Here is a 25981-nt window from a genome sequence, read left to right as displayed (position 1 = left end):
GCTTCATGAGAGAAAGGGCAGTCTCCTCGTGAGGCCCCGTAACCTTTCGCAAACATGGGCGAGGCGCAACACCGCCACCCCGGGGCGCCGAAGACACTGTCGCTAATGAGGTGGCTCGCAAGCACCCCAGCCAAGTTACCCAAGATAGTGGTGCGTAGTCATGAGCCGCTGCGGACCTCGCAGTCTTCGGAATGTTATGCACGACCAGCGATGCAAGGCATTTCTGCTGCGCCGATATTGAGCCGAGCCCATCTATGACCGTGCAAATGCAAGACCGGATGCTTGACTTTGGAGCGATGGGTATGAGGTGGGAGATCACACGCTCCACCTCCGATACGGCGGGCCAATTCTTCGAGGCGATCAACGTACTCGCACCGGGATCTGCGGGGCCGCCTCTGCATACGCACCCATTCGCCGAGGAGAGCTACGAGGTACTCGCCGGCACGCTTGATGTCTGCGTCGACGGGACGTGGCAGCAGCTTGGGCCCGGCCAATCGGTGACGGTGCCGCCAGGAACTCCGCACACGCTGAGAAACCCTCACGAGACCGAAGTTCGACTTGTGAACGTGCACAAGCCGGCGCTCGAGTTCGAGCCGTTCTTCAGAAAGCTGCAGGCTTTGGTGGTCGATGGTCGAATGAGGCTGCCCCCGAAGGATTTTCAATCACTCATTCTGGTCTCGATGCTCTTCGTGGCACACGAGAAGGAGATCCGTTCGGCAAACCCGCCCCACAACGTCATGCGGATCGCAGCAATCCTCGGCAAACTGCTGGGCTACAGGCTGTAGCCTCTCCGTAACGTTGGCCGGAGCGGCCCATTGCAGACGCTACCCCTCAGCATTGCCAGCGCTCCCTTGATGATCGCCGATCACATCCGCTCGTTGAGGGGATCCGACTGTCAAACGTCGATCTTCGTCTCGTAGAAGTCGCCAGACGATGGCCCAGCCGGGCTCGCCAATCCGTACCGGTATTGCTCCTTGCTCCAACCATCACGCAACCCTTATCCCTGCCCCTCCGCTCAGGTTGTTTGAAAAGCGTGGCTACCGGAAACGGAGGGGTATGCCGATCATCTCCGTCTTCGTATTCGACAACGACTTGGGCAGCGGCGGCACCAAAGTGACGTTCGCAATCATACGCATCACCAGTTGGTCCAGAAACGCGCCGCCGCTTTTGCCGATCCTCCGCGACAGGACTTGCCCCGACGGCCGCACTGTGAGGACGACGCACACCAGCCCCGGCGGCACCGGCCGGTCCGGCCACAGCAGCTGCGAGCGCACGTAGGCGCCTGCGCGAGCTTTATAGGCCTTGAAGACCTCGAGTTGGTCTTTCGGATAGGTCTGGCGTCCGCAGGGGGAATCGACAACGACTAGGTTCCGCCCCGCCTTGCCGTTCGCCGCCTGGGCCGCAGGCGCGGCAAGGCACAAGATCGCCATCGCTCCAAGGAAAATACGCAGCATTCGCTCCCCCGAGTTCGTTCTAATTTCCCGCACGATCTATGCGGCCAAAACTTATTCTGGGAAAGTATACAATCACAAGATGCCGGGCGATGACGACATCACCATCCGGCAACTGCGACAGGAATGCGAAAAGCTCAGTCAACGCCTGATCAATCCCGCGGGCGCACGCGCACGTTGGCCATCATGCCCCCGTCCTCGTGCTCGAGGATGTGGCAGTGGAAGGGAAACTTGCCGACGATGAGCGGATTGGTGAAAGGGATCTTGACCTTCACCACGCCAGGTACACGCGTCTTTGGATTGCGGAACGGCACATCTACATTGTCGCGCATGCCGGCCGTCTCGAGGGGATTCCCGGCCACCGACTGCACTAGGAAGTCGAGTTGGTGGATGTGGAATGTGTGCCGCTCGTCGGTGTCGTTGACGATTATCCACTCCTCCACATCGCCGAGAGTCACATCGACGTCGATGCGGTTGATGTCGAACTCACGCCCGTCGATGAAGAAGACCTTTCCATCGTCGCTCTCAGTGTAGGTGATGGTGCGCGAGCGCGTGACGGGTAGCGCCGCAATGCGCGCCGCACGCCCTCCCTCGCCGGCAGCCGACTGGGAAAGACGCGCGCGGATGCTGCCGGCATCGCCGGGCGGGCTGCCGCAGCCGACATTGAGGGTGGCGAGCAAGACCTCGGGATTGGGATCTCCCGCGGAGCCGGTATCGACAGCGCGCGTGCGCAGGCCATAGAGGCCGGTATTCCCCGCCTCCACGACGACGCGGGCGCGCGAAGCCGGCGGCAGAAACACGTGGTCGATCTCCAGCGGACGATCCAGGGCGTTGCCGTCTTGCTCCAGGAGCCAAAACCGATGACCATCGATAGCTAGGTCGAAATAGGCGTCCGCTCCGAGGTTGCCGATCTCCCAGATTTCGAAGGCGCCGGGCGCAATGTGTATTACGCCACCGAGCACGCCATTGATCGTCTTGGTCTTGGGGTCGTCGTCGGAGCCCGGCAGGGCGATGTCCTTCAAGATCAGCGTGCGGCGCTTAAGGCCATGCAGCTCCGGATAGAGACGCTCGATCAGATCCTCAATAACCAGCATTCCCGACATGCCGCCGAGAACCTGCGCCTCCGACATTCCATGCGGATGCGGATGATACCAGAAGAGCCCCGTGGCGTGGTCGGCAGGAACGGTCCAGCGATAGTCGTAGCTGTTGGTCGCCATGATGTCGGCGCCCAGCGTGTGGTCGACATGCTTGCCCTCGTCGCCATGCTTGTGCGCGTGCTCGTGCTTCACGATTCCGCCTGCCGGCGGCACCAGCATGTAGATGTCATCTGCCGGCTGCACGGGCGGGATGGCCATGCCGTGATAGTGCACGTTCGACACCTGCCTATGCTTGACACCGAGGTCCGACTGACCCGTCTCGTTGACGAACTTCAGGCGCAGTTCATCGCCGCGGCGCAGCCGCAGCACCGGCGGGATATAGAGGTCGTTATAGACATTGGTGAGGAGCGTGCGCCCCGCGACCTCAACCCGCGCAGGCTTCGCCGTGAGCGTCACGTCGAGCACGCCGTTGACTGGTCGCAAACTGGGAGGCTCGGCGATCTCGGGGCCTACGGCTGAAACTTCGGGTAGTAGCGATGTGCCAGGCCGCTCCTTAAGCGCCGCGCGAAAGATCCCGAAGGTAAGCAACAGGCCGATTATCCAGACAGGAATCAGATAGCGCATGCCGCGACCTGTCATCGTTAGAACTCCGCGGATATCGTACACCGAGCATAGATACGGGAGCGCGATCCTCGTTGTACCCGGGGTTATTGACGTCGCGCATCGCTACTTGCCGTCAGGTATGCAGGGCGCGCGATCAGCCTCCCCAAGTTGGAATGCAAATTCTATACTACGATTCTCAACATTAATGTCCAATGCCGCATGGGCTGCGCGCTCAAGCTCCCGACCGAGCAGTTCGCGAGTTCAATGCCCATCATTGCGGGAGGCTGTTGAACCGCCGCCAAACTGATGTGGTAGCAGTCACCACCCTGCCCGTGTCGGTGAGGAGGTCGGTCGCGCGTTACACGAAGGCTGCTGAGCAGAGAAAGCTCGCCCGCTCGGCGATGGATCGCCTGGTGCGGGAGCAGCATGGCATCCCAACGTCGGGCCATACGGAAGGTTTGGGATTTGGGGAACGAGTTTGGGAAAAGCGACCCAAGATCCCCCTGAGATATCAAATTCTCACACGAATGAATGGCGCCCCGTAGGGGACTCGAACCCCTGTTCCCAACGTGAGAGGCTGGTGTCCTAGGCCACTAGACGAACGGGACAGCGCTGAGCGAACCTATATGGGACTAAGCCCCCAACAAGCAAGCCGTTTCTTTCAAGATTTGTGACGACCGCGCGCCATCGCGTCAATCGGGCGCGCGCGTTACGTCAACGATCGTCAACGGCCGTCCAGACGCCAGATCATAAACGGCAATGCCTTCAGCGCCCGCGCCCTCGAAATGAACCGCCAGACGGTCACCCGATATGGAGACGGAACGGATCACCGCACCCACTGGCAAGCTCAAAGGGGCAACAGTGGCGGGCAGCCGGGCGGTGTGAGCAGCCGACGAGGCGCCGGCCGATGCAGCTCCGGGATGAGCGGCGGAAGCTACACCCCCAGGAACGGTTGCAGCGTCACCGGTAGCGGCACCGGCGCCTGCTCCGGAAGGCATGTCGGATGCTGCCCCTGCTCCGGGCGGAACGGCAAGCCGGGGCGCTGGCGGCTGAACTGCCACGACGGACGGTTGCGCGTCGCGCGCTGACGCGAGATAGATGATGCGACCGGCAATAGCTGCAAGGCCGGCAAAGAGCAGAACCCCCAGCGCCACGACCACGATCTTCATAGTGCGCTGCAGGCGTGCTTCCTCCGGGCTCAACCCCGGAGCGGCGGCCACCGACGCTGGCGCAGCAGTTGTATCAGTCGTTGACATCTCGTCCTCCCGCATCGCGGAGGCCATCCGGAGGCCAGTACGCAAGGCTATGTCCACTGTCGAGGAATCACAAAGCGCAAATTCCCAGCAATTCGCAGTTGCTGAGGAGGAAGAAGGCATCCGCCTCGACAAGCTGCTGGCCCAGCGCATCGACACGTTGAGCCGTGCCCGCATACAGGCTTTGATCCGCAGCGGCAACGTCACCGGCCCCGGCGACAATGCTGGCGCGGCCGACGGCTCCTATCGGGTCAAGGCAGGCGACACCTTCACCGTAACGCTGCCACCGCCAGCACCGGCCGAACCGCAGGGCGAAAAGCTAGACCTCGACGTCGTCTATGAGGACGATGACGTTATCGTCATCGACAAGCCCGGCGACATGGTTGTGCATCCCGCTCCCGGCCATGCCGACGGGACGCTGGTCAACGCCCTGATCGCCCATTGCGGTGACAGCCTGAGCGGCATCGGCGGCGTGCGGCGCCCCGGCATCGTGCATCGGCTGGACAAGGGCACATCGGGCTTGCTGGTGGTTGCCAAGCACGATCAGGCGCATCAGGGGCTGGCGGATCAGTTCGCCGCCCACGGTGAGGATGGCCGCATGCATCGCGCCTATCTGGCGCTGGTGTGGGGCACACCACTGCGCCCGCGCGATACCATCGAGGCGCGGCTGGGCCGCAGCCAGAGCAACCGCACCAAGATTGCCGTGGTGCGCGGGGAATCCGGCCGCCACGCCGTGACCCACTATGAGCGCGTCCACACCTTCGCCACGCAGGCCGGGCCGGTGACGCTGCTGCGGGTGATGCTGGAGACCGGCCGCACGCATCAGATCCGTGTCCACCTTGCCCATGTCGGTCATCCGGTGCTGGGCGACATTGTCTATGGCAGCGGGTTCAAGGCCAAGGCGGCGCGGCTGGGCGAGGAGGCGCAGGAAGCGCTGGCGGCTCTGGACCGGCAGGCGCTGCATGCCGCCGAGCTGGGCTTCGAGCATCCGGTTTCCGGCGAAGCGCTGATGTTCGAGAGCGAGCCGCCGGAGGACTTCCAGCGCCTATTGGATGCGCTGGAGCGCGATCAGAAGGACTAACGCCACAGCAAGCAGTTATGCGCCGACTGCATGCGTTTAAAGCAAAACTTGACTTCTCTTTTGGGAAACATCAAGTCTCAACAAAGGGCAATCCAATTAAAAAAGGAGGTTGCTATGGCAGTTTCTGTCCTATCAGCCGCCAAGCGGGTGGCTCAGCGCTCCGGATGGTCGCTTTCAAATCTTGAGCTCCAAAAGATCATTTATTTGGCGCATATGTTCTATCTTGGGCGGACCGGACAGCCGCTTGTAAGAGGGCATTTCGAAGCGTGGGATTATGGCCCGGTGCATCCCGACCTATATCGAGTGGCGCGCATCTTTGGACGTAATAAAGTGGGCGACGTTTTTCATAGCGCTCCCGATTTGCCTTCTGGCCCAGAGCGACAGATTCTTGATGAGGCGTTTGACAACATCGGCGACGCTGGCGCAGGTCGCCTCGTGAACGCGACCCACCGCCCCGGTGGTGCCTGGGAGCGCAATTACAAACCAGGCGAGCGTCATTGCATTATCCCGACTGCCCACATTCTCGAAGAGTATCAAGGTCTGGGCAATGCCGGATAAGCAAAGACCTGAGTTTGGTGTTATTTTGCCTGACGAACCAGACCCACGAGACGAGCAAATTGCCGAACTTCAAGAGCGCCTTACTAATGAGCGCGACGCCCGCAACGAAGACCGTTTTATATTCATCGCTATAGTCGTCATCCTCTTCAACGTAGTGTTCTTCTCCGTCATGCCTACCTTTGGCGGACCAATAGCGCTCCTAGTGTTAGAGCTCCTCGTTCTCATCCCCCTCGCCAAACGCATGGGCATGGAAGAGGTCGTCCAAATCTTGAGCCGAGCCCTTGATAGGGTGGCGTCCAACGGAAAGAGTGGTGCCGAGTAAACAATCCACTTTTCGGACTGGGCTTCAAGTATCCGGTTTCCGGCGAGGCGCTGATGTTCGAAAGCGAGCCGCCGGAGGACTTTCAGCGCCTGCTGGACGCGCTGGAGCGCGATCAGAAGGACTAGGGAAAGCGCGCGTGGGAGCAAGGTCTAAGCCCGCACCTTTGCTCTGACGGGGATGCATCAGTGTGGGCGACACCACCGACCGCATTGCGTTTGATTGAAACGCATCGACTGCTGCCCGCCTCAGGCATGCACCGGCGGGGACTCCCTACGGGGAGCCGCCGAGCGCCAAAAGAACGCCGGCATCCATGCAGGTCTCAAGAGTGGCCTTCGGTTCCGGTTGCAGCGTGCTTGCCCAAACTGCGCTAGGCGCAAATCCGGAAGCTGGCGTAGATCCCGACCTGCGTCGGGAAGACGTTGAGAAGAGGCATGCGTCCGCATGTGCCGACTTGTAGGTTTCCATCAAAATCGGCGAGCGAGCTACCGCCGATTTGCAGCGCCTTCTGGATGCGTTGGAGCGAGATCGAACGGATTAGGCAAGGCGTGACAGACTGGAGGGCTTCCCGGTGCCTTTCAGCTTGAGCGCGTGCGTACGAGCTTGGCTTTGGTAGCTAGCAGTTTCACAGCGCGATGACGTTCAGCACTGACTGGACGCTCTGCGGCTCGATATTCAAAATTTCGACGTTTCCTGCAGCCACCAATGGTCATTCTGGTCCGTTCATGGGCAGGAAAAGGGTGGGCGCGCTCATGCCCGAGGATGCTCCCAAGACAACAAAAGGTTCGAGAATTGTTGCAGGCGTGATCGCAGCGGCGCTGTGCGCGGTTTTCATCGGCGCTTTAGTGACGGGCTATCTTCCGCACTACCGATATGGCCATTTCAGCAAATCGTCCGACCCGTTGTTTTTTTGGGCGTACACGGGACTGTTTGCAGCCGCGGCAGCATGTGCAGCGCTGTTCGCGCTCGGCTATTTCCGCCCCCCACCACGTGCGGCGTATGTCGCGCACGTGCGGCGTCGAACGGCCAGTGATTTTGCTTTCCTAACCCTGCTAGCCGCCGCTGGATCGGGGTACTACTGGCTGAGCAAATGGCTGGAGAACGCACTCAACCCTATGGGTGAGATGGCAGGTTGGCTCGCCCTTGGCATGCTTGGAATTGCCGCCTGGCCGCCGCTGCTGGCGCCGGGCGCGGCCCGTACTTGGCTGCGTGCCGCTGGTACGATTGCCATCATTGTGGCGGTGACGATGCTTAGCCAGCTGGCGATGGAAAAGCCTTGAATTCAAGGGCTTGCATAGGCACGCAGTGTAGTCCCGAAGCAAAAAACGGGATTTAAGGACAAATCCGCCCGCCGCAGAAAAGCCGGGGTTAGGTCCGTTCATAATTCGACCCGACAGGCCGGACCTTTTAGGCTATGTTACCGATTAGTACCATAGCGGCAACACTTCGGCGCATTTCGCCAAAAGTGCCGGCGGAGGCCCTTAAATCGGCCCTTCCCTGCGCTTGTGAGATGGGCCCAGTGCAACAATATAGCGTTGGGCTGCGTATAGGTAGCAGAGCGGGCACGGCGGGAAACGGCGCGACGGAAATCGCGGCTTCTCCCGTTATGTAAGAGGGATTTGCCACTTAAAGGTATTCAGTACCCTCAAACGGCTACCCGCAAAGGATTGAAAGAGGGACCGCCCGGGGCATTGGGCGGCTGGTAGAGGTTATGGCTAGACTTCCGACTATCGCACAGGGCTCGTTGGGCCTCACACGTTATCTGGAAGAGATTCGCAAGTTTCCAATGCTGGAACCGGGCGAAGAATTCATGCTGGCTAAACGCTGGCAGGAACATGCCGACCAGGATGCAGCGGAAAAGCTCGTCACCTCGCACCTCCGGCTGGTCGCGCGCATCGCCATGGGCTATCGCGGCTATGGCCTGCCCATTGGCGAAGTGATTTCCGAAGGCAACGTCGGCTTGATGCAGGCGGTGAAGCGGTTTGACCCGGACAAGGGCTTCCGCCTGGCAACCTATGCCATGTGGTGGATCCGCGCCTCGATCCAGGAGTACATCCTGCGTTCGTGGAGCCTTGTGAAGATGGGCACGACCGCTGCGCAGAAGAAGCTGTTCTTCAACCTGCGCCGCGCCAAGAGCCAGCTTCAGGCCCTGGACGACGGCGATCTGCACCCCGACCACGTGAAAACCATCGCCACGCGCTTCGGCGTGACGGAAGCGGATGTCGTGTCGATGAACCGGCGCCTTGGCGGCGATTCATCGTTGAACGCACCCGTGCGCGCCGACAGCGAAGCCGGCGAGTGGCAGGACTGGCTGGCGGATGACGCGCCAACGCAGGAAGACGTTCTGGGCGAAGAGCAGGAGCTGGATCAGCGCAAGAATTATCTGACCAGTGCGCTCTCAACGCTGAACGATCGCGAACGGCGCATCTTCGAAGCGCGCCGTCTTTCGGATCAGCCCGCAACGCTGGAAGATCTCTCCAGCGAGTTCGGCGTCTCGCGCGAGCGTATCCGTCAGATCGAGGTGCGCGCGTTCGAGAAGGTGCAGAAGGCAGTGCAGTCGGCCGCGGCCAAGGTGGAAGCGGCACAGGCTGAAGCTGCAACGCACTGATCGACTCGGCAGCGAGCAGGCGCACCAAAACCTGAAAAGCAAAAGAGCGCGGCCGATGAAGCCGCGCTCTTTTTTGTTGGGTTTTGGTGGGCGCGTGAGGCGCGCGCGATGTGATTACGGCGCGGTGACGCGCAGATCACTGACCATCCACGTGTCACCTTCCTTGCTTTCAGCCGAAGCGGCGAGAAGGCCGATGTGACTTGGCCAACGCGGTGCTTCAGTTTTGAAGCTGCCTGCGGGCTTGCCGTTGATTTCGACCGTAACTGCGTTGCCGACGATCTTCAGGCGCATCGTGTTGGTTTTTTTGGAGCCTGCGTTGGCGGCGGCAACTTTGGTCCACGGCACCGGACGCTTGGCAACGGCCTTGCCGTCGGCGATACGGGCGACCGTGAAGTAGCCGTTAGGCGCAAGCACGGCCTGGAAATAATTGCGGCTGTCTTCGGCCCAGAACACGAGCCCGGCATAGCTGGTGGTGGCGTTTGCAGTGTTCTTGGCCAGCTCGAAGTTCAGGCAGGTATCGATGTCGCCAAACACGAACACGCGGTTCCAGCGCAGCGCCGGCAGGCCCGACGGCGGGGTGAACGTTGCCTTGCCGTCGCCGATGCTGAACTGATCGTCCTTTTCGCCCCAGTTGGGATCGTGCACGGTGAAGGGCTCGTCGAACAGCACCTTGCCTGTTCCGCAGCCGGGCGCAACGGGAGCGGAAGCGATGGCGCCTGTAATCAGATGATCATGCGCGCCTGACAATTGCGCTTGCTGATCATCAGCAGCAGCGTTCGCGCTGACCTGAGCCTGCGCGTCGGCAACCTTGAAATCGGAGATCCGCCACGTGTCGACACCGGTCGGCGCGGACGAAGCAACGAGCCCGACGTGGCTCATGCCTTCCGGCGCCTGCCCCCTGAAGCGCGCAACGACAGTGCCGTTGATGCTGACAGCAACGGTCTCGCCCTCGGTGGCGACGCGCAGAGTGTTCTTCTCATTCGGGCCGAGCTTCAGCGTCGAAACCTGCCCCCAGTTCACCGGCGGCGTGGGCACGATGCGCCCGGCGACCTTGCGCGCAACGGTGAACATGCCATTGGGCGAGATCACCGCCTGATAGAAGTTGTCTTTGTCCGTGGCCCAGAACAGCAGGCCAGCATAGCTGCGCGAAGCATCACCGGTGGATGATGGCATCGCGATTGTTGCGCAGGCATCGACGCTTTTCGTTTCCAGACCTGCATTCCAGCGCGCGGTTTGCGTACCAACCTGCGGCGTAAAAATAGCGTCTGTGCCTTCGGTTTTAAATTGCGCGTCGGCTTCGCCCCACCCCGCTGTTCCGATCTGATAGGCGCCATTCGCCTGACCTGCGGATTCAACGCAGGCGGCTGCGGGTGTCGCCAAAATGAAAAGAGCAAGGGCTGTGTGATAGATCCGGAGCATTAGATCCTCGCGGTTGGGGCGATTCGTCGGTGGCTGAGTATGGCGCAGAAAAAGGCCATCAAACGGCCATAGAGCCTCCTTTTTTGTGCATTCGCGATATCCACGCGCATGCAACATTAAATTGCACGGCCGTGTACTCGTTTCTGCAAACGAATCACATACTGTTAATGGTTGAGAGGCTCCTCTCGCAGCTCGATTGCATCGGGTTGCAGTTAAGGCAGCGTTTGATTCCGCGTGCGCGTCAGAGATGGAGGGCCCATTGCCCCTAGACTCTGTGTGCAAGATCAGTCTTCAGACTGGCGCTGCCGGTCGGTGGAACACGTGGCGGGCATGGACAGGGCCGCCCCAGGGAGTGTTCACCGGTCGAGTTGTGGGCCTCCGCCGGCCCCTGTCCGCAAAGCGACATCTCCATCACCGTCACATCCATTGCCGCACCGGCGACGTGCTGTCCTTACGACAGGCCGCATCGATGCGTGTGGTGGATCTTGTTCAGCGTGACAGGTGCATGGAGCTGCCGCACTTACTGGAAGATGGAGTGGCTAATGCTGAAGCGTCTTCACCTCGCGAAGAACCCACGCATCGTATCTTCTTGTACGCGCGTCGCTCACCCGCTTCGGCTTGAACAGGATTGGCTATGGAGGCTGCTCTGGCGCAAGCAACAGATGCGCCCTCCAAGTAGGACTTAATGGGGCTCTAGCCGAGAAGGGTGTGCGATCCGACACTCGGCCACAAAGATTGAAGGCCGGTCCAATGGACCGGCCTTTCTTTTGTGACGCTCCCAAACGGAAAGCTCAGACAAGCGATGTGACCGAGACGAGGCTCACATCGGAAGCTGGGCAAGCTGGTTCGCAAAGTAATTGTCGACGGCGGACTTGATCGAGTCCGAAACCTTGTTACGCCATTCGGAAGACTTGAGCTTCCTGGCATCTTCCTTGTTGGTGACGTAAGCGAGTTCGATCAGCACCGACGGAAACTGCGCGGTCTTCAGCACCCGGAATGATGCCTGCTGATCCGGCTTGTTACGCATCGTGGTGCTGCTGCCCATATTTTCAATGACGGTGCGGGCAAAGACGCTGGTGCGATCGCGGGTTGCATCAACTTCACGGCCAGCAAGATCGGCCAGGATGTTCTGCACCATGCCGACATCTTTTTTGGAGCCGACCTGCTTCACCTGTTCGATCTCGTCATCCGATAGAACATCGCCCGCCACTTCACCCCGGGTGGAGCGACGCAGACTGTTCGCAACGGAATCGCGCAGCGAATAAATGGTGGCACCGCTGGCATTGGTGCTGGCGTAATCGCAATGCACCGCGATGAACAGATTGGCGTTGTGCTTCTCGCCGAATGCAACGCGATCGCCCAGCGGGATGAACACGTCTTCGTCGCGCGTCAGCAGCACCTTGTAGCGGCCCGTGGCTTCAAGTTTCTTGGCCAGCAGCTTGCTGAACGCGAGCGTGATTTCCTTTTCTACCGCGCCATTTTTCATGGCGCCGGAATCGTGACCGCCATGGCCGGGATCGATAACGATAACCGGCTTGAACGCGCGCTCAGCGCGCACATCCGGCGGCACGGCGGGACGCGGCAATGGCGGCTGCAAACCGGCAGCACCCAGCGCATAGGTTGGCGGCGGAATGCTAGGACGCGTTGCTGCGACTTGCGTCGCCGCTATTGGTCCAGCTGCATTTTCCTCAGGCTGCGGAATGCTGGCGGTGATGGGCGTAAAGGAAGCGATCTCGACAACGAGATGCTGATCCTTGCCCGCAGCCGGCTTTTCAATCCGCGCGCTGGAAACAATGACGGGTTGCGTCACGTAAATGATGATGCGCGAGTGCTCCGCGCCTGAAAGACCGGCCTGGAATGACTTGATCAGGCCAACCGGACCTTCCGCCGGCTGCGCAGGAAGACGCAACGACGTCTCCTTCACCTGCACGACAACGCGGTTTGGATTGTTGAGCGAAAACACTTCGAACTCGGTTTGCTTCGGCAAACCGACGACAAAGCGCGTGCGCTGCTCCGGCGCGCTTGCAACCGAAGTGGCGGCAGATGCGTTTGATGAACCGGTGAAGAGGCTGTCCGCGCTCTGCAACAGTTTCTGGGCACCATCCAGCAGTCCTTGCGCCTGCAGCGGAGATTGCGCGCAGAGCAAGGCACACATGCAGAACATGCCGCGGCGCAAGCGCCACGCATTTCTGTGAACCATGACGTCAGACCCCCGTCTACGCGATACAAATTCCAAGTGGTGGGACGGTCAAGGTTGCCTGAAAAGATGGCCTTTTGCGGTCCTCCTTCAGGCATTGTTAGGGTTATCGCATATTAAGCCTTAATATTTCCCTAACGGATGCGTAGTTAGCAGCATCGATCTGCAGAAATTGCTGTGTTCTGAAGTGCGCGCGCAGTGGCGAGTGCGGCAGCACAAATTGCGCCGCCTGCGCGTCACCACATCAATGCGAGTGCAAATCTAGAGGGCCGGATTAACCCCAGCGTCCGGCGGCGTTGTCGTCGGTTTCGCGCGCATCGACCCACGCGCTGTCGCCATTTAGCAGCATTTCTTTTTTCCAGAACGGCGCGCGGGTTTTCAGGAAGTCCATCAGAAATGCGGCGGCCTCAAACGCTGCCTGACGATGCGCCGATGCGGCAATGACCAGCACGATCTGCTCGCCGGGGCGCAGTTCGCCAACACGATGGATGAGCGTTGTTGCCTGCAGCGGCCAGCGCGCGTGCGCTTCAGCCTCGATGCGAGACATCTCTGCTTCTGTCATGTCCGGATAGTGTTCGAGCGTCATCGACGTGATGCGCTTGTCGCCCTCACCTTCACGCACGCGGCCGGTGAACGTGACAACCGCGCCGATATCGGTGCGCGCGCCGATCAGCTTTTCCGTTTCGGCAGCGACATCGAAGTCGTCGGTCTGGACACAAACCGCCACGCGATCAGCCTCCGGTTACCGGCGGAAAGAACGCAACCTCGCGCGCTGTGCCGAGTAGCGCAGAAGGCTTCACATGCGTGCGATCAACGGCTGCGCGAACGACGTTGCGGCGTGCAAAAGCTTCACCGTATTCCGGGCCACGCTGCTCCAGCCAGTCGACCAGATCTGACACCGTTACGACGTCAGATGGCAGCTCGACCGTCTCTGCGTCGCGGCCGATTTTCTCGCGTACCCAGGCAAAATAGAGAAGCCGCACATTGCGCGGAGCAGCGGTCATGTCTCACTCGCTTGCTGTTCTGATCGGCCTTGCAGGCCGGATGCGCGGCGCCATGCATCGCAGAGCACCGCGCCGGAAACCAAAAGCGCTTTAGCGCTCCATCGCGTGCACGACACCGGCCTTTAGATAGTCATAGCCGGTCCACAATGTCAGTAGCGCCGCAATCCAAAGGATAACGATGCCGCCGGTCATGATGCCGGGCACGATCTTTTCGGCCGCGGGGCCCGCCAGCAGTACGCCCAGCGCGATCATCTGCATGGTAGTTTTCCATTTGGCGAGCTGCGTGACGTGGATTTTCACGTTCAGCTCGGCCAGGAACTCGCGCAGACCGGACACCAGAATTTCACGGCACAGGATGATGACAGCGGCCCAGATTGACCAGCCGCCGATGGTGCCATCGTGCACAAGCATCATCAGCACTGCGCCGACGAGCAGCTTGTCGGCAATCGGGTCAAGCATCCGGCCAAGGGTCGATTGCTGTTCCCAAATGCGGGCGAGATAGCCGTCGAGCCAGTCGGTTATGCCGGCGAAGACAAAGAGCGCGAACGCCGACCAGCGCGCAGTATCGCCCTTCAGAAAGAAGAGGCAGGCGACGAGTGCGGGCACGGCCAGGATGCGAACGTAAGTTAATACGTTCGGCAGGCTCAGGTGCATGGATCGGGGTGCAGCAGCTTGTACCATCAGCCTTGGTACACCATCACAACGCGGGTCCGTCAATGGCGCCGACGGGCGGCTAACCATCGCCCCGCGCGTAAAGTGCTAGACTAGCGACATATCGGCGTTTTGGAACGGCGGATTTTGATATCCAGATGAAAATGATCGCGATGGGCCTCATTCGCCTCCGGGCCCAGCACAGTTGTGAAAAGACCGCACGAGCCTTCATGTAACCGTTTGAGGAACATGGCTTCTTTGCTGGTGGCCGGCTTTGGGATAGCGGCCTGGACGTCCTTGGAGGCGGAGCCAGCCTTTTCAGCCGGTGCCGGCGCGGCCTTGGGATCAGCCCCGTTTTTCGGTGTCGCCGCGTCTTTCTGAGGACCGGGATCCGGCTTTTCCTGGGGCGTCTTGCCCGTCTCGCGACGGTATTCGGTTTTCTGCAGGTTGGCGGGCGACTTTTGCCCCGATTTGGCTTCAGCCGCTTCGGCGCTCAGCGGCGGCACCGTCGCCTTGCCCTTCAAACTGCTCGCGGCGCCCGCAACGGCCACCGCTTTGCGGGCCTCGGCCTTTTTCTGGGCCGCAACGATATCCCGATCCGTGGGGCCCCAACCTGACAGCACCTTAACCGTGCGGCCATCGGCCGTGACGAAGGCGGAGATGTCGATGGCGTTGCCGGTGGCGTGCTCGCTGAGGGTAAGCTTCGGGTTGTTGTAGACATTGCGGCACGAGTACGAAGCGCCAATGATGCGCTTGACGCGCGTGCCGAGCACCTTTTCGGCCGAGGGTTGCAGCACCTTCTCGATCCAGTCGTTCAGCGATGCAGCCAGACGGCAGTTCATGGTCGGCGGCGGCGAGAACTCAACCCTGCGCGAGCCGCCAAGGCGGCGCAGTGCCAGCGGCGCAGGCGTGCCACAGGCACCGTTTTTCATCGGTTCGGCCAGCTCGATCTCGGCCGCTGCCGGAGCCAGAACCTGCAGGCAGGTACGCAGTTCCGTGGCAAGCTGTTCGGGCGTCCATTCATCCGGAGGCGGCGCTGCCTTTACGATCGGCACCAGTTCGCGGGTCTCAGAAGCGTTCGCAGCACCGCTGGAACCGGCAACCTGGTCCGTCGCGGCGGCCGTTTTGGGTGTTTCCGCCGCCGGCGGTGGAGTTGCAGCAGCTCGCGGCGCAGCTGTGACGGCAGGGCTGGGTCCGTTCACGTCAATCGCCGCTTGCTGCGACCCACCCGCCTGCTGGGGCGTGTCATCCGGCGCTCGATCCGGCAATAGAGCTGCCGTTCCCTCAGCCCGGCGCAATGGCGTGGGCAACGCCTGATCCTGCACCGACACCGCAGCGGCAGCAGTCCGCTCGCTCTGCTCAAGCGGCAGCCCAGCATCTGGCGGCGGCGGGGAAGCGCGGCGCGCGGCGGCAGATGGGCAAGCGCAACAAAACCCGTGAATGCCGCTGCGGACATCCACGAGGACAGTCGCGTCAATGTTCTGTCGGCCGAAATGCCGCTCGTCATAGCCCCATCGCGTGATTAGCGCCCATCAGACAGTTGCCGCTTTTCCTGAAAGCGCGCCAGAGCGTTGTTCCCCATTGTCCAGCATGGGGCGCAAGCGCGGCAAAAATGCGATTGAACGCCAATTTAGAGACAATCCAAATCGGTCGACCGGCTTGGCACGTCAGAGAAATTTGCCACTCAACGGTTTTTGGATCTACCGCGTGCAGCCTGCCTGACCATGTTCGCAAACGGACGGGCACGGCACTCGCGATGCATCTGAACGCGATGGGTTGCATACATTTTTCCCGCCGCAATTCAACCGTCACACCGCTCGGATAAAACGCCTTTGCGCAGCACACGCCGTGCAATCGACCGACAGTACCCTTGCATCCATGGGGCCGTTGACCGAAACTCCCGGCGCACGCGCACAATTGAACGCTCGCAAATGCGAGCAAAGAAGGGGGGGCATTGTCATGCCTGACTTGCCGTTTGATCTGGCTACCGTCGACTGGATCACAGTCGCTACTTATGCCGGCATCGCATTTCTCGCCGCCATCGTCGGCAACATCATCGCGCTCGGCAATCGCTTTGCCGCGTCGGTGCTGACGGCGCTGTTTTTCGCAGTGTTCTACGTACTGTGGGCCTATTGGATCGCCGACATCGTTGCCCCGAAGGCAGCATCGGCGGTGACCGAACAGCCAGCGGCTACATCGCCCTACTAAGGCGTGATGCGCCCATCGGCGCGGGCGCACAAACCATCTGAATGATTGCGGCTGTTGCCCTGCGGGCAGTGGCTAAGTGATGTTTTTTTCCAAAACGGATCGGCCCTCGAAGCCGTTCCGTTTTTGAAAATTGCAGGTGGCATCAGGATTTACCGCCAGCGATTGCGCTGGTGACGACCGGATTGCGTTAGCGGCAGCGGGGGATTGCGCGACTGCAAGCGGACCCGGGTCAGCTGCGGCGCTCATGGAAGTGATCGTAGATCCGGCGCGCCATTTCCGCTGAAATTCCATCGACAGCTTTCAGATCCTCGACGCCGGCACGCGACACGGCCTTCGCCGACCCGAAGTGGCTCATCAACGCCCGGCGACGGCGCGGACCAATGCCCTCGATCTCATCCAGCGGGCTGGCGGCTATCGCCATCGAGCGACGGGTGCGATGCGAACCGATGGCGAAGCGATGCGCTTCATCGCGCAGGCGCTGCACGAAATACAAAACCGGATCACGCGGCTCCAGCATGATTGGCCGCTCGCGAAACGGGAAATGGAAATGCTCGCGCCCCGCATCGCGATCAGGGCCCTTGGCGACGCCGATGAGGTGAATATCGTTGAGGCCGAGCTCTGACATTACCTCACGAGCAACGGCCAGCTGCCCGGCACCACCGTCGATCAGAACGAGATCCGGCCGATCGGGGAACACATCGTCTTCCGATGCATTTGACTCCGACGTCTCGCCGTCCATTGCTGCCGCCGATGCGTTATCGGCGGCGATCATGCCTGCAAGCTCTGCCGCCTCAACATTTTCCACCAGTCCGGCGTCGGCTTTTCTGGCTTCCTTGTTTTCAGACGCAACAAGACGCTTGAAGCGGCGCGTCAACACTTCGCGCATCATGCCGTAGTCATCGCCCGGCGTGATGGTCTGCGACTTGATGTTGAACTTGCGATACTGGCCTTTCACGAAGCCATCCGGCCCGGCGACGATCATCCCGCCGACAGCGTTGGTGCCCTGAATATGGCTGTTGTCGTACACCTCGATGCGGCGCGGCATCTCCGGCAAACCGAACCGCTCCGCCACACCCTCCAACAGCCGACGTTGCGACGAACTCTCGGCCAGCTTGCGGCCCAGTGCCTCGCGCGCGTTGGCGAGCGCGTGATCGACAATACCGAGCTTGGTGCCACGCTGCGGTACCTGAATTTCAGTTCTGCGCTCGGACTTGATGCACAGCGCTTCAGCGAGCAGTTCACGGCTCGGCACATCATGCGACAGCAGGATGAGACGCGGCACCGGCTTGTCGTCGTAGAACTGCGCGATGAAACTATCGAGCACCTCTTCCACCGACAGCGCGCGATCAGCCTTGGGGAAATAGGCGCGATTGCCCCAGTTCTGCCCGGTGCGGAAGAAGAACACCTCGATGCATGTCTGGCCGCCTTCCTGCGCGGCGGCAAACACGTCCGCTTCCTCAATGCCTTCCGGGTTGATCGACTGATCAGCGGTGACATGCGCCAGTGCCGACAGACGGTCACGATAACGGGCCGCGCGCTCATATTCGAGACACGCCGCCGCTTCCTCCATCAGGCTTTGATACATGCGCCGCACGTTCTGGCTTTCGCCGCGCAGAAAGCGCACCGCCTCGTCGACAAGATGACCATATTCATCGAGGCTGATCTCGCCGGTGCAGGGCGCGGCACAACGCTTGATCTGATGCAACAGGCACGGCCGCGTGCGGCTTTCATAAACACTATCGGAACACGAGCGAAGCAGGAACGCGCGCTCAAGCATGTTGATGGTACGGCTGACGGCACCAGCCGATGCGAACGGACCGAAATAATCACCCTTGCGATTGCGTGCACCGCGATGCTTCAAGATTTGCGGCGCGGGTGTGTCGCGGGCAATCAGAATGTACGGAAACGATTTGTCATCGCGCATCAGCACATTGAAGCGCGGGCGAAAACGCTTGATGAGATTGGCTTCGAGCAGCAGCGCTTCCGCTTCCGTCCGCACGGAAACAAATTCCATGCTCGCGGTGGTGGCGATCATGCGCGCGATGCGATTGGTGTGCCCGCCAAGCCGCGTATAGTTCGACACGCGCGCCTTGAGGCTGCGCGCCTTACCGACGTAGATCACATTGCCTTCCGCATCCAGCATCCGGTAGACGCCGGGCGCGGCGGGCAGCAGCTTGAGATAGCGCTGGATGACTTCCGGGCCGGTCACGACTGGAACCGCAGCACCGTCGCCAGCCGCATCGCCGTCGGCGGCAAGTAGGGCTGAGATGGGCTCGGGTACCAATTCGGTATCAGCAGCATCAACGATTTCCGCCGAAACCGATGAAACAGCAGGCGGCAAGGAAGGCGTCGAAGAAGGCAACGGCTCACGCGCAGCCGCCAGCACATCGGCCGTTTCCGGCTGTTCTGACTGCTGGTCCTTCACCGCGTCGTGCCGCGGAAGACCCTCGTGTTTTTCCTTGTCCGGCATCGTCGATAGATCGGGCTGACAGCGCGCGCAGTCAAGCGGCAGCAGCTGCTTTGCCTGATGTTATGGCTATGGCGCCAGCTTTGCCATTGCCGCCACAGGTCGCCCCGCTCCGGCGGGAAACAGGCGAACAATTGCCGCCTCGTCAAGCGCGCCATCGACATGGACACCGGACGCGATGAACACCGCCCGGATGCCCGCGTTGGCCGCACCCGCTATGTCGGTGCCGATGCCATCGCCAATGGCGAGCAGTCCGGCGCGATCGGAACTGCCGGGCTTAAGCTGTTCAAGTGTTGCGAAGGTCAGATCGTAAATCGGCAGGTACGGCTTGCCGGCATAATCAACGCGGCCACCGATGTCTTCGTAGGCGCGCGCCACGGCACCGGCGCAATAGATCATACGCCCGCCACGCTCCACCCGTAGATCTGGATTGGCGCACACCATGGTGAGGCCGCGGCTGTGACAGCGCGCAAGCAGGTCCGCATAGTCAGCGGGCGTTTCGGTTTCATCGTCATAAAGGCCGGTGCAAACGATGGCCTCGGCGACATCGGCGTCGACAAGCTGAAGATCGAGCCCGGCCAGCGTTGGCAAATCGCGCTGCGGTCCGATGTGCAGCACCGGCCGACCGCGATACTGCGCAATCAGCGTGCGCGCGACATCGCCGGAAGTGACGATGGCATCCCAGCACATTCGCGGCACACCGATGGCATCGAGCTGGGTCGCGACGCTGTCATTCGGGCGCGGCGAATTGGAAACCAGCACGACAATGCCGCCACTGTCGCGGAAGGACTGACAGGCCTTGCATGCATCGTAAAACGGCACGACGCCGTTGTGCATCACGCCCCAGATATCAACGAGCCATGCACCCGTTCCGGCGGCAACCGGCGCGATTGAGGTGAGCAGCGGAATGGCGGGCGGATTTTCAGCGGGCGTGTTTGACATGGCGCTTCACCAGAACAACTCCGTCGCCAAGGGAAGCGAGGGCCGTCTGGTGCCGAAATGACAAAGCGCCCCAGGGCCGCTAAGGCCGTGGAGCGCTTCGTATCAGATCTGGCGTAACGAGCGGTTGACCCGCCCTCGCCAAGCAACCCAATCAGGCTGCGGCGGTACGCGCTGCGTAACCGACGCCAGCAACAGTTTTCGGCTCACCGAACAACGAACCCTGGCCGAGAACGACGCCGCTGGCAGCAACCTTGCCGCGCAGGGCTTCATTGTCGACGCCATTGACGATCAACGTCAGGCCATAGCCGGCCAGCGTGGTGCACACTTCGCTGGCGGGCATGGAACCGCTCGGAACATCGAGACCGGCTATCAGTGTGACGGCATCGACCTTCACAAAGCCGAAGCCTACCTCTTCAAGCCCAGCGAATTCGCCGTCGAAATCGGTCACAGCCTCAATGCCGAAACGGAAGCCGAGGTCACGCATATCGGTAAGCGCGCTCCACTCCGCGTCACCGAACGTGCGGACATCGGCCTGCGCAAACGTGAGGACGACCTCATTGGCGAGGCTCGCGCGCTCCTGATAGGCATCGGCCAGTTCGTCAAGGAAACCATCATTCGCCAGCGACACAGCCGTGATGGGAACGAACAGCGTCGGCTCCCGGCCCTTGTCTGCAAATGCACGGGCGACATCCGCAGCACGGCGCAGGCGCGCGCTGTCCAGCAACGGCAGCAATCCGGCAACCGCAAGCTGAGGCTCACGGGTGGAGGCGGAAAGCGGCACGCCGCGTTCATCGCACGGACGGGCCAGCACCTCGTGATAGTGCACGCGGCGATCCGCGATGCCGACAACAGGCGCAATCGCGACATCGATACGTCCTGCCGTTACCGCATCGGCAAGCGAAGCGATACGTGTGTGCGATGGTGTGATCGGTGGCGGAGCTGCGCCGCCATCCTTCTTTTTCGACGCACGCATTGCGTTGGCGGTCGTCTGCAACGCATTGAGCGAGGCGCGCAGTACGCTTTCCTGACGCTGCGGCGGCAGACCATCGAGCGTCGGCTCCAGGCTGATATCGACCTCTTCGGCGAGGCGCTTGATCATGCCATGCACTTCGTCAAGATCGGCGTCACGGTCGGAGGACAACGTGGGTGGTTCCGCGCGCTGAAGTTCAGGCAGCGACGGCTTGCTGCTCTGGCCGAACGGACGCGAAGCGGCACCAACGGCCGGCGGTGGCGGCGCTGCGGACCAATCCGGCAGCGACGGCGCAGCAGCGTCCAGCTTGAACTTAGGCAGCGGCGGTGCAGTCGGCTTGGAAGTCGCGGTGGCATCCTTGGCCTGCGGCTTGACAGGCGGAAGCTTCGGCGCGGCCTTGCTTTCGAGTTTGGCCGCCAGCGCGCCACCATGTTCAGCGCCGAGCGGAGCACCCGGACGCTCCGACATCAGGCTCGGCTCGCGGGAAGGAACCGGAGGCGTGGCAGGCCCGGCATCGCGGTTGAGAACGCGCGGCAGATCCTGACCGAGCGGCAGCTCCTTCTGCTCTGCCACCGGCAACGGCTTGGGCGGCGGCAGCGGCGAGAACGGCTTGGTGGGCGCTGCGTTTGCAGCAGGCTTGGCGCCCGCGACCAGGATCTTGCCCGCCGCTGTAGCCTTCGGTGCCGGTTTAGCATTGCCAGCGGCAAACAGCTCATCGGGCTTCATCGCCTTGCCGTGACCCAGCGCCTTGGCGTCAGTGCCCAGCGAGGGGATCGGCGGCGGCATTGCGGGCGAACGCTCATCGAACGGCGACGCAGGAGCTGCGCTGGCACGCATTCCCGGCAGACGGTCAGCAGCACCGCCGAAGCCCGCGCGGGCGGCTGGAGGCGGCGTCGGCGCTTCACGCAGACGGTCAACCTCATCTTCAAGCTGCGTGACGGCCTCAAACAGAACCTGCTCATTCTCGAAGCGCCGACGCAGCGCATCGAACAGAATAAGCACAGTGCACAGGGCCGCAGTTGCACCCGCCGCCGTCCAGAACGGCCAGCGGAACTGCAGATAGGTGCCGACGAAAAATGCCGCTGAGATCAGCGCGATGGCTCCCATCACGATGACACGGGCCAAGCCGCTTTGTTTCGGCATTTTACCCTCGCTGTTATCGATGCTCGCCATTTGAAGTGACGCGCCCCCTACCGATTCGTTGCTCTAGCTTGAGCTTTCGTCGGCGCCTGCGCGGCGCAATCCCGGCGCCGATGCTTTCACCAGCTTTCTGGCAACAGGTGCGGATCCATCTGCAACAGCGTGACCCGAAACCCCCACCCTGTGGAGATTTCCCACGCCCTGTGGAAAAATCGATCTCTGGGCCGAGTATTTCAAGGGAGCCCGGCACGCTTTGAGCGCATCTCGGGGTCCGCCATGGGCCCACGTCGCCGCTGCGCCGCAGCATCATCTGTTGTAGGGGCCGAAACAGGGGAATCGGAAGAAAGCGAAAAGGCAAAGCTGGCAATCCACAGCAACCGCTGATTTTTCAGACGTTTTCTGACCCGCCTGGGGATTGCCATCACGCGCCCCAGTCATGCCGCATACCCGCCCAAGGCCGACCGGATTCCCGGTGTCGTTTAGAACTCGTTAGCCGAATCGACGTGGTATCTGTCGTGTCGGGCCGTTCCCAAACAAGTCCCGGCGTATCAAATTAAGAGGGAATGCTCATGCTTATGACGGTGATGGGTCGCGATTCCAGTGCATCCTATTACGGAGAACTTGCCGGCGTTCGCGCGCTGATCACCGGTCTGTCGCCGACGTGCGGGGTCGATATCGCCCGCAAATTTGCCGACCATCGGGCCCGGTTGGTGGTGCATGCCGATGCCATTTCACCCGAGATGGACGCCCTCACCGCGGTGCTGGCCGAGCGGGCCAGCGAGGTGAAACTGTTCACCGACGCCTGTCGCGACACCGAAAGCGCCGTCCGCTTTGCCCAGACCGCAGTGCAGGCCTATGGCAGCCTCGACGTGGTGATCAACCTGGTCGACATTTCCGAAGATGAGATGGCCGCGCACTGCGACATGGCCGACGTTGAAGACCTCGTGGCCGAAAAGCTGACCATGCCGGTGCACGTGACGCGCATCGTTGCCAACCGCATGCGGCTAACTCTCAACGAAGGCATGGTGCTGAACGTACTGAAGCTGCCGGCGCCGCGCACCTATGCGCAGGCCGCGATGGCGGGCATCGCACGCCGTGCGCTCGCAGCCGTCACCCGGGGCGAAGCGCAGCAGTGGGCACCGCAGGGCATCCGCGTCAACGCGGTAGCTCCGACGACGACTGTGGTGGACGAATTCACCCCGCCGACCAGCGAACCGGATATCGCGGCGCTGGCGCTCTACCTCGCCACCAAGCCCGCGCGTTCGCTGACGGGGCAGGTGTTCGACGCCGCCGGAATGGCCCGCCGCGGCTGCTGATATCAATGCGGCACTGGGCCCGGATGGAAACAGAATAAAGGTGCAGCGCGCGTCCACGTCAGGCTTTAGCTTGAACATGCGCGCTGCAAATCAGATTTTCTTGGCGCTCCAGCAATCAACTCTATTGCTTTTGGGCCCGTTCTCAACATAGAGGGGAAATTAGCAGGGGCGTTGCAGAATTCGTCCAGCCTGGCCGTACGGGCTTCGAGAGTACGGACGTCTCAGCGCTGCAGCGTGAGGCCATATAGCGTCCGCATTTGACGCACAAAGGGCAGCGCGTACGCTAGCGCTGTGCCGGCTCCGGGAAAAAATGACCGGATCGACCACCCGATACAGGTGCTTGCAGCAACCTGCCTCGACAGATCTGAGACATCGCACGCACGTCACGATTGCTTGCACTCGTAAGCCACTGGCTTTGCGATGCGCGTCCGCGCGGGGACTTGAACGCCAACTAAAGCATCCCGTCAGCGACGCTCCTCTCTCAGATGCCGTCGGCACTCGCATGTTCCTTCCTCTATCGACACACGCCGCGAACTTTTTCGCGGAGGGCAGAGCAGCACCGCTCTGCCCTTTTCGAGAAAGAGGACCAACATGACCGACGAACTGGGCACAGCAGACCGCAAGCAAACAGCCAGCGCCTTCGATCTGCTGACCTCTCTAAAGGCATTGATCGCAATGGCCGAAGGGCAAGGGCAGGACAGCGATCTCGATAAGCTCAAAAGCTTCGTAGTGGCGCTGGAGCTTTCTGCGCGAACACCTGAGCAAGACAGCAACCAATAACGATACCTACAATTCGCTGACGCCGAAGTCTCACGGGTCAGACGCTTCTACACGCTTGTCATATCGGACGAGGGTGGCTCAACTCCCCTCCGCGCCCCGCTGCCGAAAAGCTTTGCACGCAATAGATGGAATGCGTGCGTGAACGGGCGGAGGAATGGCAGCGTCGTGCCTGCCAGGGCATCGAGTTCGGCGGAGCGGTCAGCCAGATCGCGCAGGTTGAGACGCAACTGCCCCAGCGCGAAATCAAACGCCATCAGCCGGATCACCTCGTCCATCGTCATGGCGCGGAACTGGCCACTCGCCCGCATGTGCTCCAACTTGTGTTCGATCTCTGCCAGCGCGACCTCGACATCCGAAAGATCCGGCGGCGTGTAGTGTCCGCCATTGCCTGCGAGCTGTACGGCCAGACTATCAAGGCCCGTCTTGAGCGCGGCGATGTCCGGCGAAAGAAGCTCAACGGCAAGCGACGGCAGCGGTTGCTGCACGGCGCGCAGCAGCATGATCTCGGTGTGCCACAGGCGGCGAAGCGCGCGCTGGATGGATTCTGGATCGGGGGAGTCGGCGATGTGCCCGGCAACCTCCAGCCGCGCCTCCTTTGCCAGCGCGTTGCCGGAGGCAAAGCCCTTGCGGATGCGCTCGCCAAAACCAGCCGCCTCGTCGGCGCTGAGTGGAACCGTGCCCAGCGCCGCTTCGAGCGTCCGATCCAGTAGCTGGAACAGCGGTGCAATCGAGCGGCTCACGTGTTGCGCATACGCGTTGCCCGCCCGCGAGGGAAATACAAAGAGTGTTGTCGCGATGGCGATCACGCTGCCGATCGAAACCTCAAGCATGCGGTTGATTGCCGACGCGACCGGCGTCGAGACGCTCGGGTCACCCAAGATGACAATGGCCGCCGTGACACAGGCGATGCGTAGCGCCGGACGCTGGGCAGCGAAAAAGGCCAGCACCAGAACGGTGACGGCCAAACCCGCAAACCGCAGTTCGTGCGCGTCCGCCAGCGCGACCGCGACGGCGCCACCCACCAGCACGCCCAGCAAACTGCCGCCGAGGCGCTGCATTGCGAACGCCAAAGATGCGCCTACATTTGCCTGTGTAACGAGGATGGCCGTCATAACCGCCCAGAACCCCTGGGGCAGTCCGAAGGCATCCGTCACCAGATAGGAGAGACAAGCCGCAATTGTGGTCTGGATGGCCTGCCGGACTCGGGGCCAGGTTGCCTCTCCAACGGAGCCAGCGGCAGAGGTATCGGGCACGCAAACGCCTCCAGATTGCAAAATTAGCACGAAAATTAACGGCCCGTTGGTTCGCTTGCCGATATTGGACGGCCTGAGCAGTTGAGCGGCCCGGCCCGGAATGCCCCGAGACCAGTTGAACTTACCCGGCCATTCTTGACAGTCCCCTCACCCGCGCTTATCACCGGCCTGCGCTGGCACTCTATGCTAGACAGTGCTAGCAGGGCCGTATGGCTTACCCTCGCAACGGCAGGGTCACACACCGCCAATTCCGCTATTTGGAGCGATAATTCCCATGAAGTTCCGTCCTCTGCACGACCGCGTCGTCGTCAAGCGCGTAGACAGCGAGACCAAGACTCCCGGTGGCATCATCATCCCCGACACCGCCACTGAGAAGCCCCAGCAGGGCGAAGTCGTCGCCGTTGGCCCCGGCACGCGCGACGAGAGCGGCAAGCTGATCGCAATCGACCTGAAGAAGGGTGACAAGGTTCTGTTCGGCAAGTGGAGCGGCACCGAAGTCAAGATCGACGGCCAGGAGCTGCTGATCATGAAGGAAAGCGACGTGATGGGTGTGCTGGAGTGATCTGACGGCGGGCGCCCTGCGAACGACAGTGTCCATCGGGCACAGCTTGCAAAAGCGCCGGCCAATTGATCTTCCACCGACCAGTTTCCTCCCTCGACGCCG

At 61.4% G+C, this 25981-nt stretch carries 23 protein-coding genes and 1 tRNA gene; 10 read left to right on the top strand and 14 right to left on the bottom strand.

Annotation, left to right across the window (positions count from 1 at the left end):
* The first annotated feature begins 302 nt into the window (after positions 1–302).
* The gene (locus QEZ49_RS17200) at positions 303–785 is read left to right on the top strand and encodes a cupin domain-containing protein (protein WP_280388558.1); all 483 of its coding nucleotides are present in this window, start codon (positions 303–305) and stop codon (positions 783–785) included.
* A 252-nt stretch (positions 786–1037) separates the two neighbouring features.
* Here QEZ49_RS17200 and QEZ49_RS17195 read toward each other — a convergent pair whose 3' ends face one another.
* The 4 genes from QEZ49_RS17195 to QEZ49_RS17180 form a co-directional block, all read right to left on the bottom strand.
* On the bottom strand, positions 1038–1454 hold the full coding sequence (locus tag QEZ49_RS17195; protein WP_280388557.1) for a TonB C-terminal domain-containing protein: 417 nt from the start codon (positions 1452–1454) through the stop codon (positions 1038–1040).
* A gap of 149 nt (positions 1455–1603) precedes the next feature.
* Positions 1604–3187, bottom strand: coding sequence for a multicopper oxidase family protein (locus QEZ49_RS17190; protein WP_280388556.1), 1584 nt, complete (start codon positions 3185–3187; stop codon positions 1604–1606).
* A 496-nt stretch (positions 3188–3683) separates the two neighbouring features.
* Positions 3684–3759, bottom strand: a tRNA-Glu gene (locus tag QEZ49_RS17185).
* A gap of 84 nt (positions 3760–3843) precedes the next feature.
* On the bottom strand, positions 3844–4407 hold the full coding sequence (locus QEZ49_RS17180; RefSeq protein WP_280388555.1) for a hypothetical protein: 564 nt from the start codon (positions 4405–4407) through the stop codon (positions 3844–3846).
* A 49-nt stretch (positions 4408–4456) separates the two neighbouring features.
* Here QEZ49_RS17180 and QEZ49_RS17175 point away from each other — a divergent pair, with 49 nt between their 5' ends.
* The 5 genes from QEZ49_RS17175 to rpoH all read left to right on the top strand — a co-directional run bounded on the left by QEZ49_RS17175 (position 4457) and on the right by rpoH (position 8970).
* Positions 4457–5485: an RluA family pseudouridine synthase gene (locus tag QEZ49_RS17175; RefSeq protein ID WP_280388554.1), complete on the top strand. Its 1029-nt coding sequence runs from the start codon at positions 4457–4459 to the stop codon at positions 5483–5485.
* 30 nt (positions 5486–5515) lie between these two features.
* On the top strand, positions 5516–6043 hold the full coding sequence (locus tag QEZ49_RS17170; RefSeq protein WP_280388553.1) for a type II toxin-antitoxin system antitoxin SocA domain-containing protein: 528 nt from the start codon (positions 5516–5518) through the stop codon (positions 6041–6043).
* Positions 6033–6365, top strand: coding sequence for a hypothetical protein (locus tag QEZ49_RS17165; protein ID WP_280388552.1), 333 nt, complete (start codon positions 6033–6035; stop codon positions 6363–6365). Before QEZ49_RS17170 ends, QEZ49_RS17165 begins: the two co-directional genes overlap by 11 nt.
* Before the next feature lie 632 nt (positions 6366–6997).
* A complete protein-coding gene (locus QEZ49_RS17160) occupies positions 6998–7642 on the top strand; it encodes a hypothetical protein (protein WP_280388551.1) in 645 nt (214 codons plus the stop codon).
* 431 nt (positions 7643–8073) lie between these two features.
* Positions 8074–8970, top strand: a complete 897-nt coding sequence (gene rpoH / locus QEZ49_RS17155; RefSeq protein WP_280388550.1) for an RNA polymerase sigma factor RpoH — start codon at positions 8074–8076, stop codon at positions 8968–8970.
* A gap of 114 nt (positions 8971–9084) precedes the next feature.
* On the opposite strand, the gene QEZ49_RS17150 is transcribed toward rpoH, so the two are convergent.
* The 6 genes from QEZ49_RS17150 to QEZ49_RS17125 all read right to left on the bottom strand — a co-directional run bounded on the left by QEZ49_RS17150 (position 9085) and on the right by QEZ49_RS17125 (position 15443).
* The gene (locus QEZ49_RS17150) at positions 9085–10389 is read right to left on the bottom strand and encodes a hypothetical protein (protein ID WP_280388549.1); all 1305 of its coding nucleotides are present in this window, start codon (positions 10387–10389) and stop codon (positions 9085–9087) included.
* A gap of 820 nt (positions 10390–11209) precedes the next feature.
* Positions 11210–12544: an N-acetylmuramoyl-L-alanine amidase gene (locus QEZ49_RS17145; RefSeq protein ID WP_280388548.1), complete on the bottom strand. Its 1335-nt coding sequence runs from the start codon at positions 12542–12544 to the stop codon at positions 11210–11212.
* A gap of 316 nt (positions 12545–12860) precedes the next feature.
* Positions 12861–13313 (bottom strand): molybdenum cofactor biosynthesis protein MoaE, encoded by a 453-nt coding sequence (locus QEZ49_RS17140; protein ID WP_280388547.1) that lies wholly within the window; start codon positions 13311–13313, stop codon positions 12861–12863.
* A 4-nt stretch (positions 13314–13317) separates the two neighbouring features.
* Positions 13318–13569: a molybdopterin converting factor subunit 1 gene (gene moaD, locus QEZ49_RS17135; protein ID WP_280388589.1), complete on the bottom strand. Its 252-nt coding sequence runs from the start codon at positions 13567–13569 to the stop codon at positions 13318–13320.
* A 111-nt stretch (positions 13570–13680) separates the two neighbouring features.
* Entirely contained in the window at positions 13681–14271 is a 591-nt protein-coding gene (gene pgsA / locus QEZ49_RS17130; protein WP_068464699.1) for a CDP-diacylglycerol--glycerol-3-phosphate 3-phosphatidyltransferase, read from the bottom strand.
* 83 nt (positions 14272–14354) lie between these two features.
* Complete coding sequence (locus QEZ49_RS17125) at positions 14355–15443, bottom strand: extensin family protein (protein WP_280388546.1); 1089 nt, start codon at positions 15441–15443, stop codon at positions 14355–14357.
* A gap of 757 nt (positions 15444–16200) precedes the next feature.
* Here QEZ49_RS17125 and QEZ49_RS17120 point away from each other — a divergent pair.
* Positions 16201–16449 (top strand): hypothetical protein, encoded by a 249-nt coding sequence (locus QEZ49_RS17120; RefSeq protein WP_280388545.1) that lies wholly within the window; start codon positions 16201–16203, stop codon positions 16447–16449.
* 229 nt (positions 16450–16678) lie between these two features.
* Here the strand turns inward: QEZ49_RS17120 and uvrC are convergent, their stop codons facing one another.
* From uvrC to QEZ49_RS17105, 3 genes are all read right to left on the bottom strand, one after another.
* Positions 16679–18718 (bottom strand): excinuclease ABC subunit UvrC, encoded by a 2040-nt coding sequence (gene uvrC, locus QEZ49_RS17115; RefSeq protein ID WP_348534831.1) that lies wholly within the window; start codon positions 18716–18718, stop codon positions 16679–16681.
* Positions 18719–18985: 267 nt separating this feature from the next.
* Positions 18986–19858, bottom strand: a complete 873-nt coding sequence (locus tag QEZ49_RS17110; protein ID WP_280388543.1) for a TIGR01459 family HAD-type hydrolase — start codon at positions 19856–19858, stop codon at positions 18986–18988.
* Between the two features lie 151 nt (positions 19859–20009).
* On the bottom strand, positions 20010–21971 hold the full coding sequence (locus QEZ49_RS17105) for an EAL domain-containing protein (RefSeq protein ID WP_280388542.1): 1962 nt from the start codon (positions 21969–21971) through the stop codon (positions 20010–20012).
* Positions 21972–22537: 566 nt separating this feature from the next.
* On the opposite strand from QEZ49_RS17105, the gene QEZ49_RS17100 reads away from it, so the two are divergent.
* Together QEZ49_RS17100 and QEZ49_RS17095 are read left to right on the top strand one after the other, a co-directional pair.
* Complete coding sequence (locus QEZ49_RS17100) at positions 22538–23284, top strand: SDR family oxidoreductase (protein WP_280388541.1); 747 nt, start codon at positions 22538–22540, stop codon at positions 23282–23284.
* Positions 23285–23875: 591 nt separating this feature from the next.
* Positions 23876–24064 (top strand): hypothetical protein, encoded by a 189-nt coding sequence (locus tag QEZ49_RS17095; RefSeq protein WP_280388540.1) that lies wholly within the window; start codon positions 23876–23878, stop codon positions 24062–24064.
* A gap of 47 nt (positions 24065–24111) precedes the next feature.
* Here the strand turns inward: QEZ49_RS17095 and QEZ49_RS17090 are convergent, their stop codons facing one another.
* A complete protein-coding gene (locus tag QEZ49_RS17090) occupies positions 24112–25317 on the bottom strand; it encodes an FUSC family protein (RefSeq protein WP_280388539.1) in 1206 nt (401 codons plus the stop codon).
* A gap of 274 nt (positions 25318–25591) precedes the next feature.
* Between QEZ49_RS17090 and QEZ49_RS17085 the strand changes: the two genes are divergently transcribed.
* Entirely contained in the window at positions 25592–25879 is a 288-nt protein-coding gene (locus tag QEZ49_RS17085) for a co-chaperone GroES (protein ID WP_280388538.1), read from the top strand.
* Positions 25880–25981 lie beyond the last annotated feature (102 nt).

The organism is Hyphomicrobium sp. D-2, from assembly GCF_029872155.1.
Taxonomy (GTDB): domain Bacteria; phylum Pseudomonadota; class Alphaproteobacteria; order Rhizobiales; family Hyphomicrobiaceae; genus Hyphomicrobium_A.
This window is presented reverse-complemented; position numbering and strand designations above follow the sequence as displayed.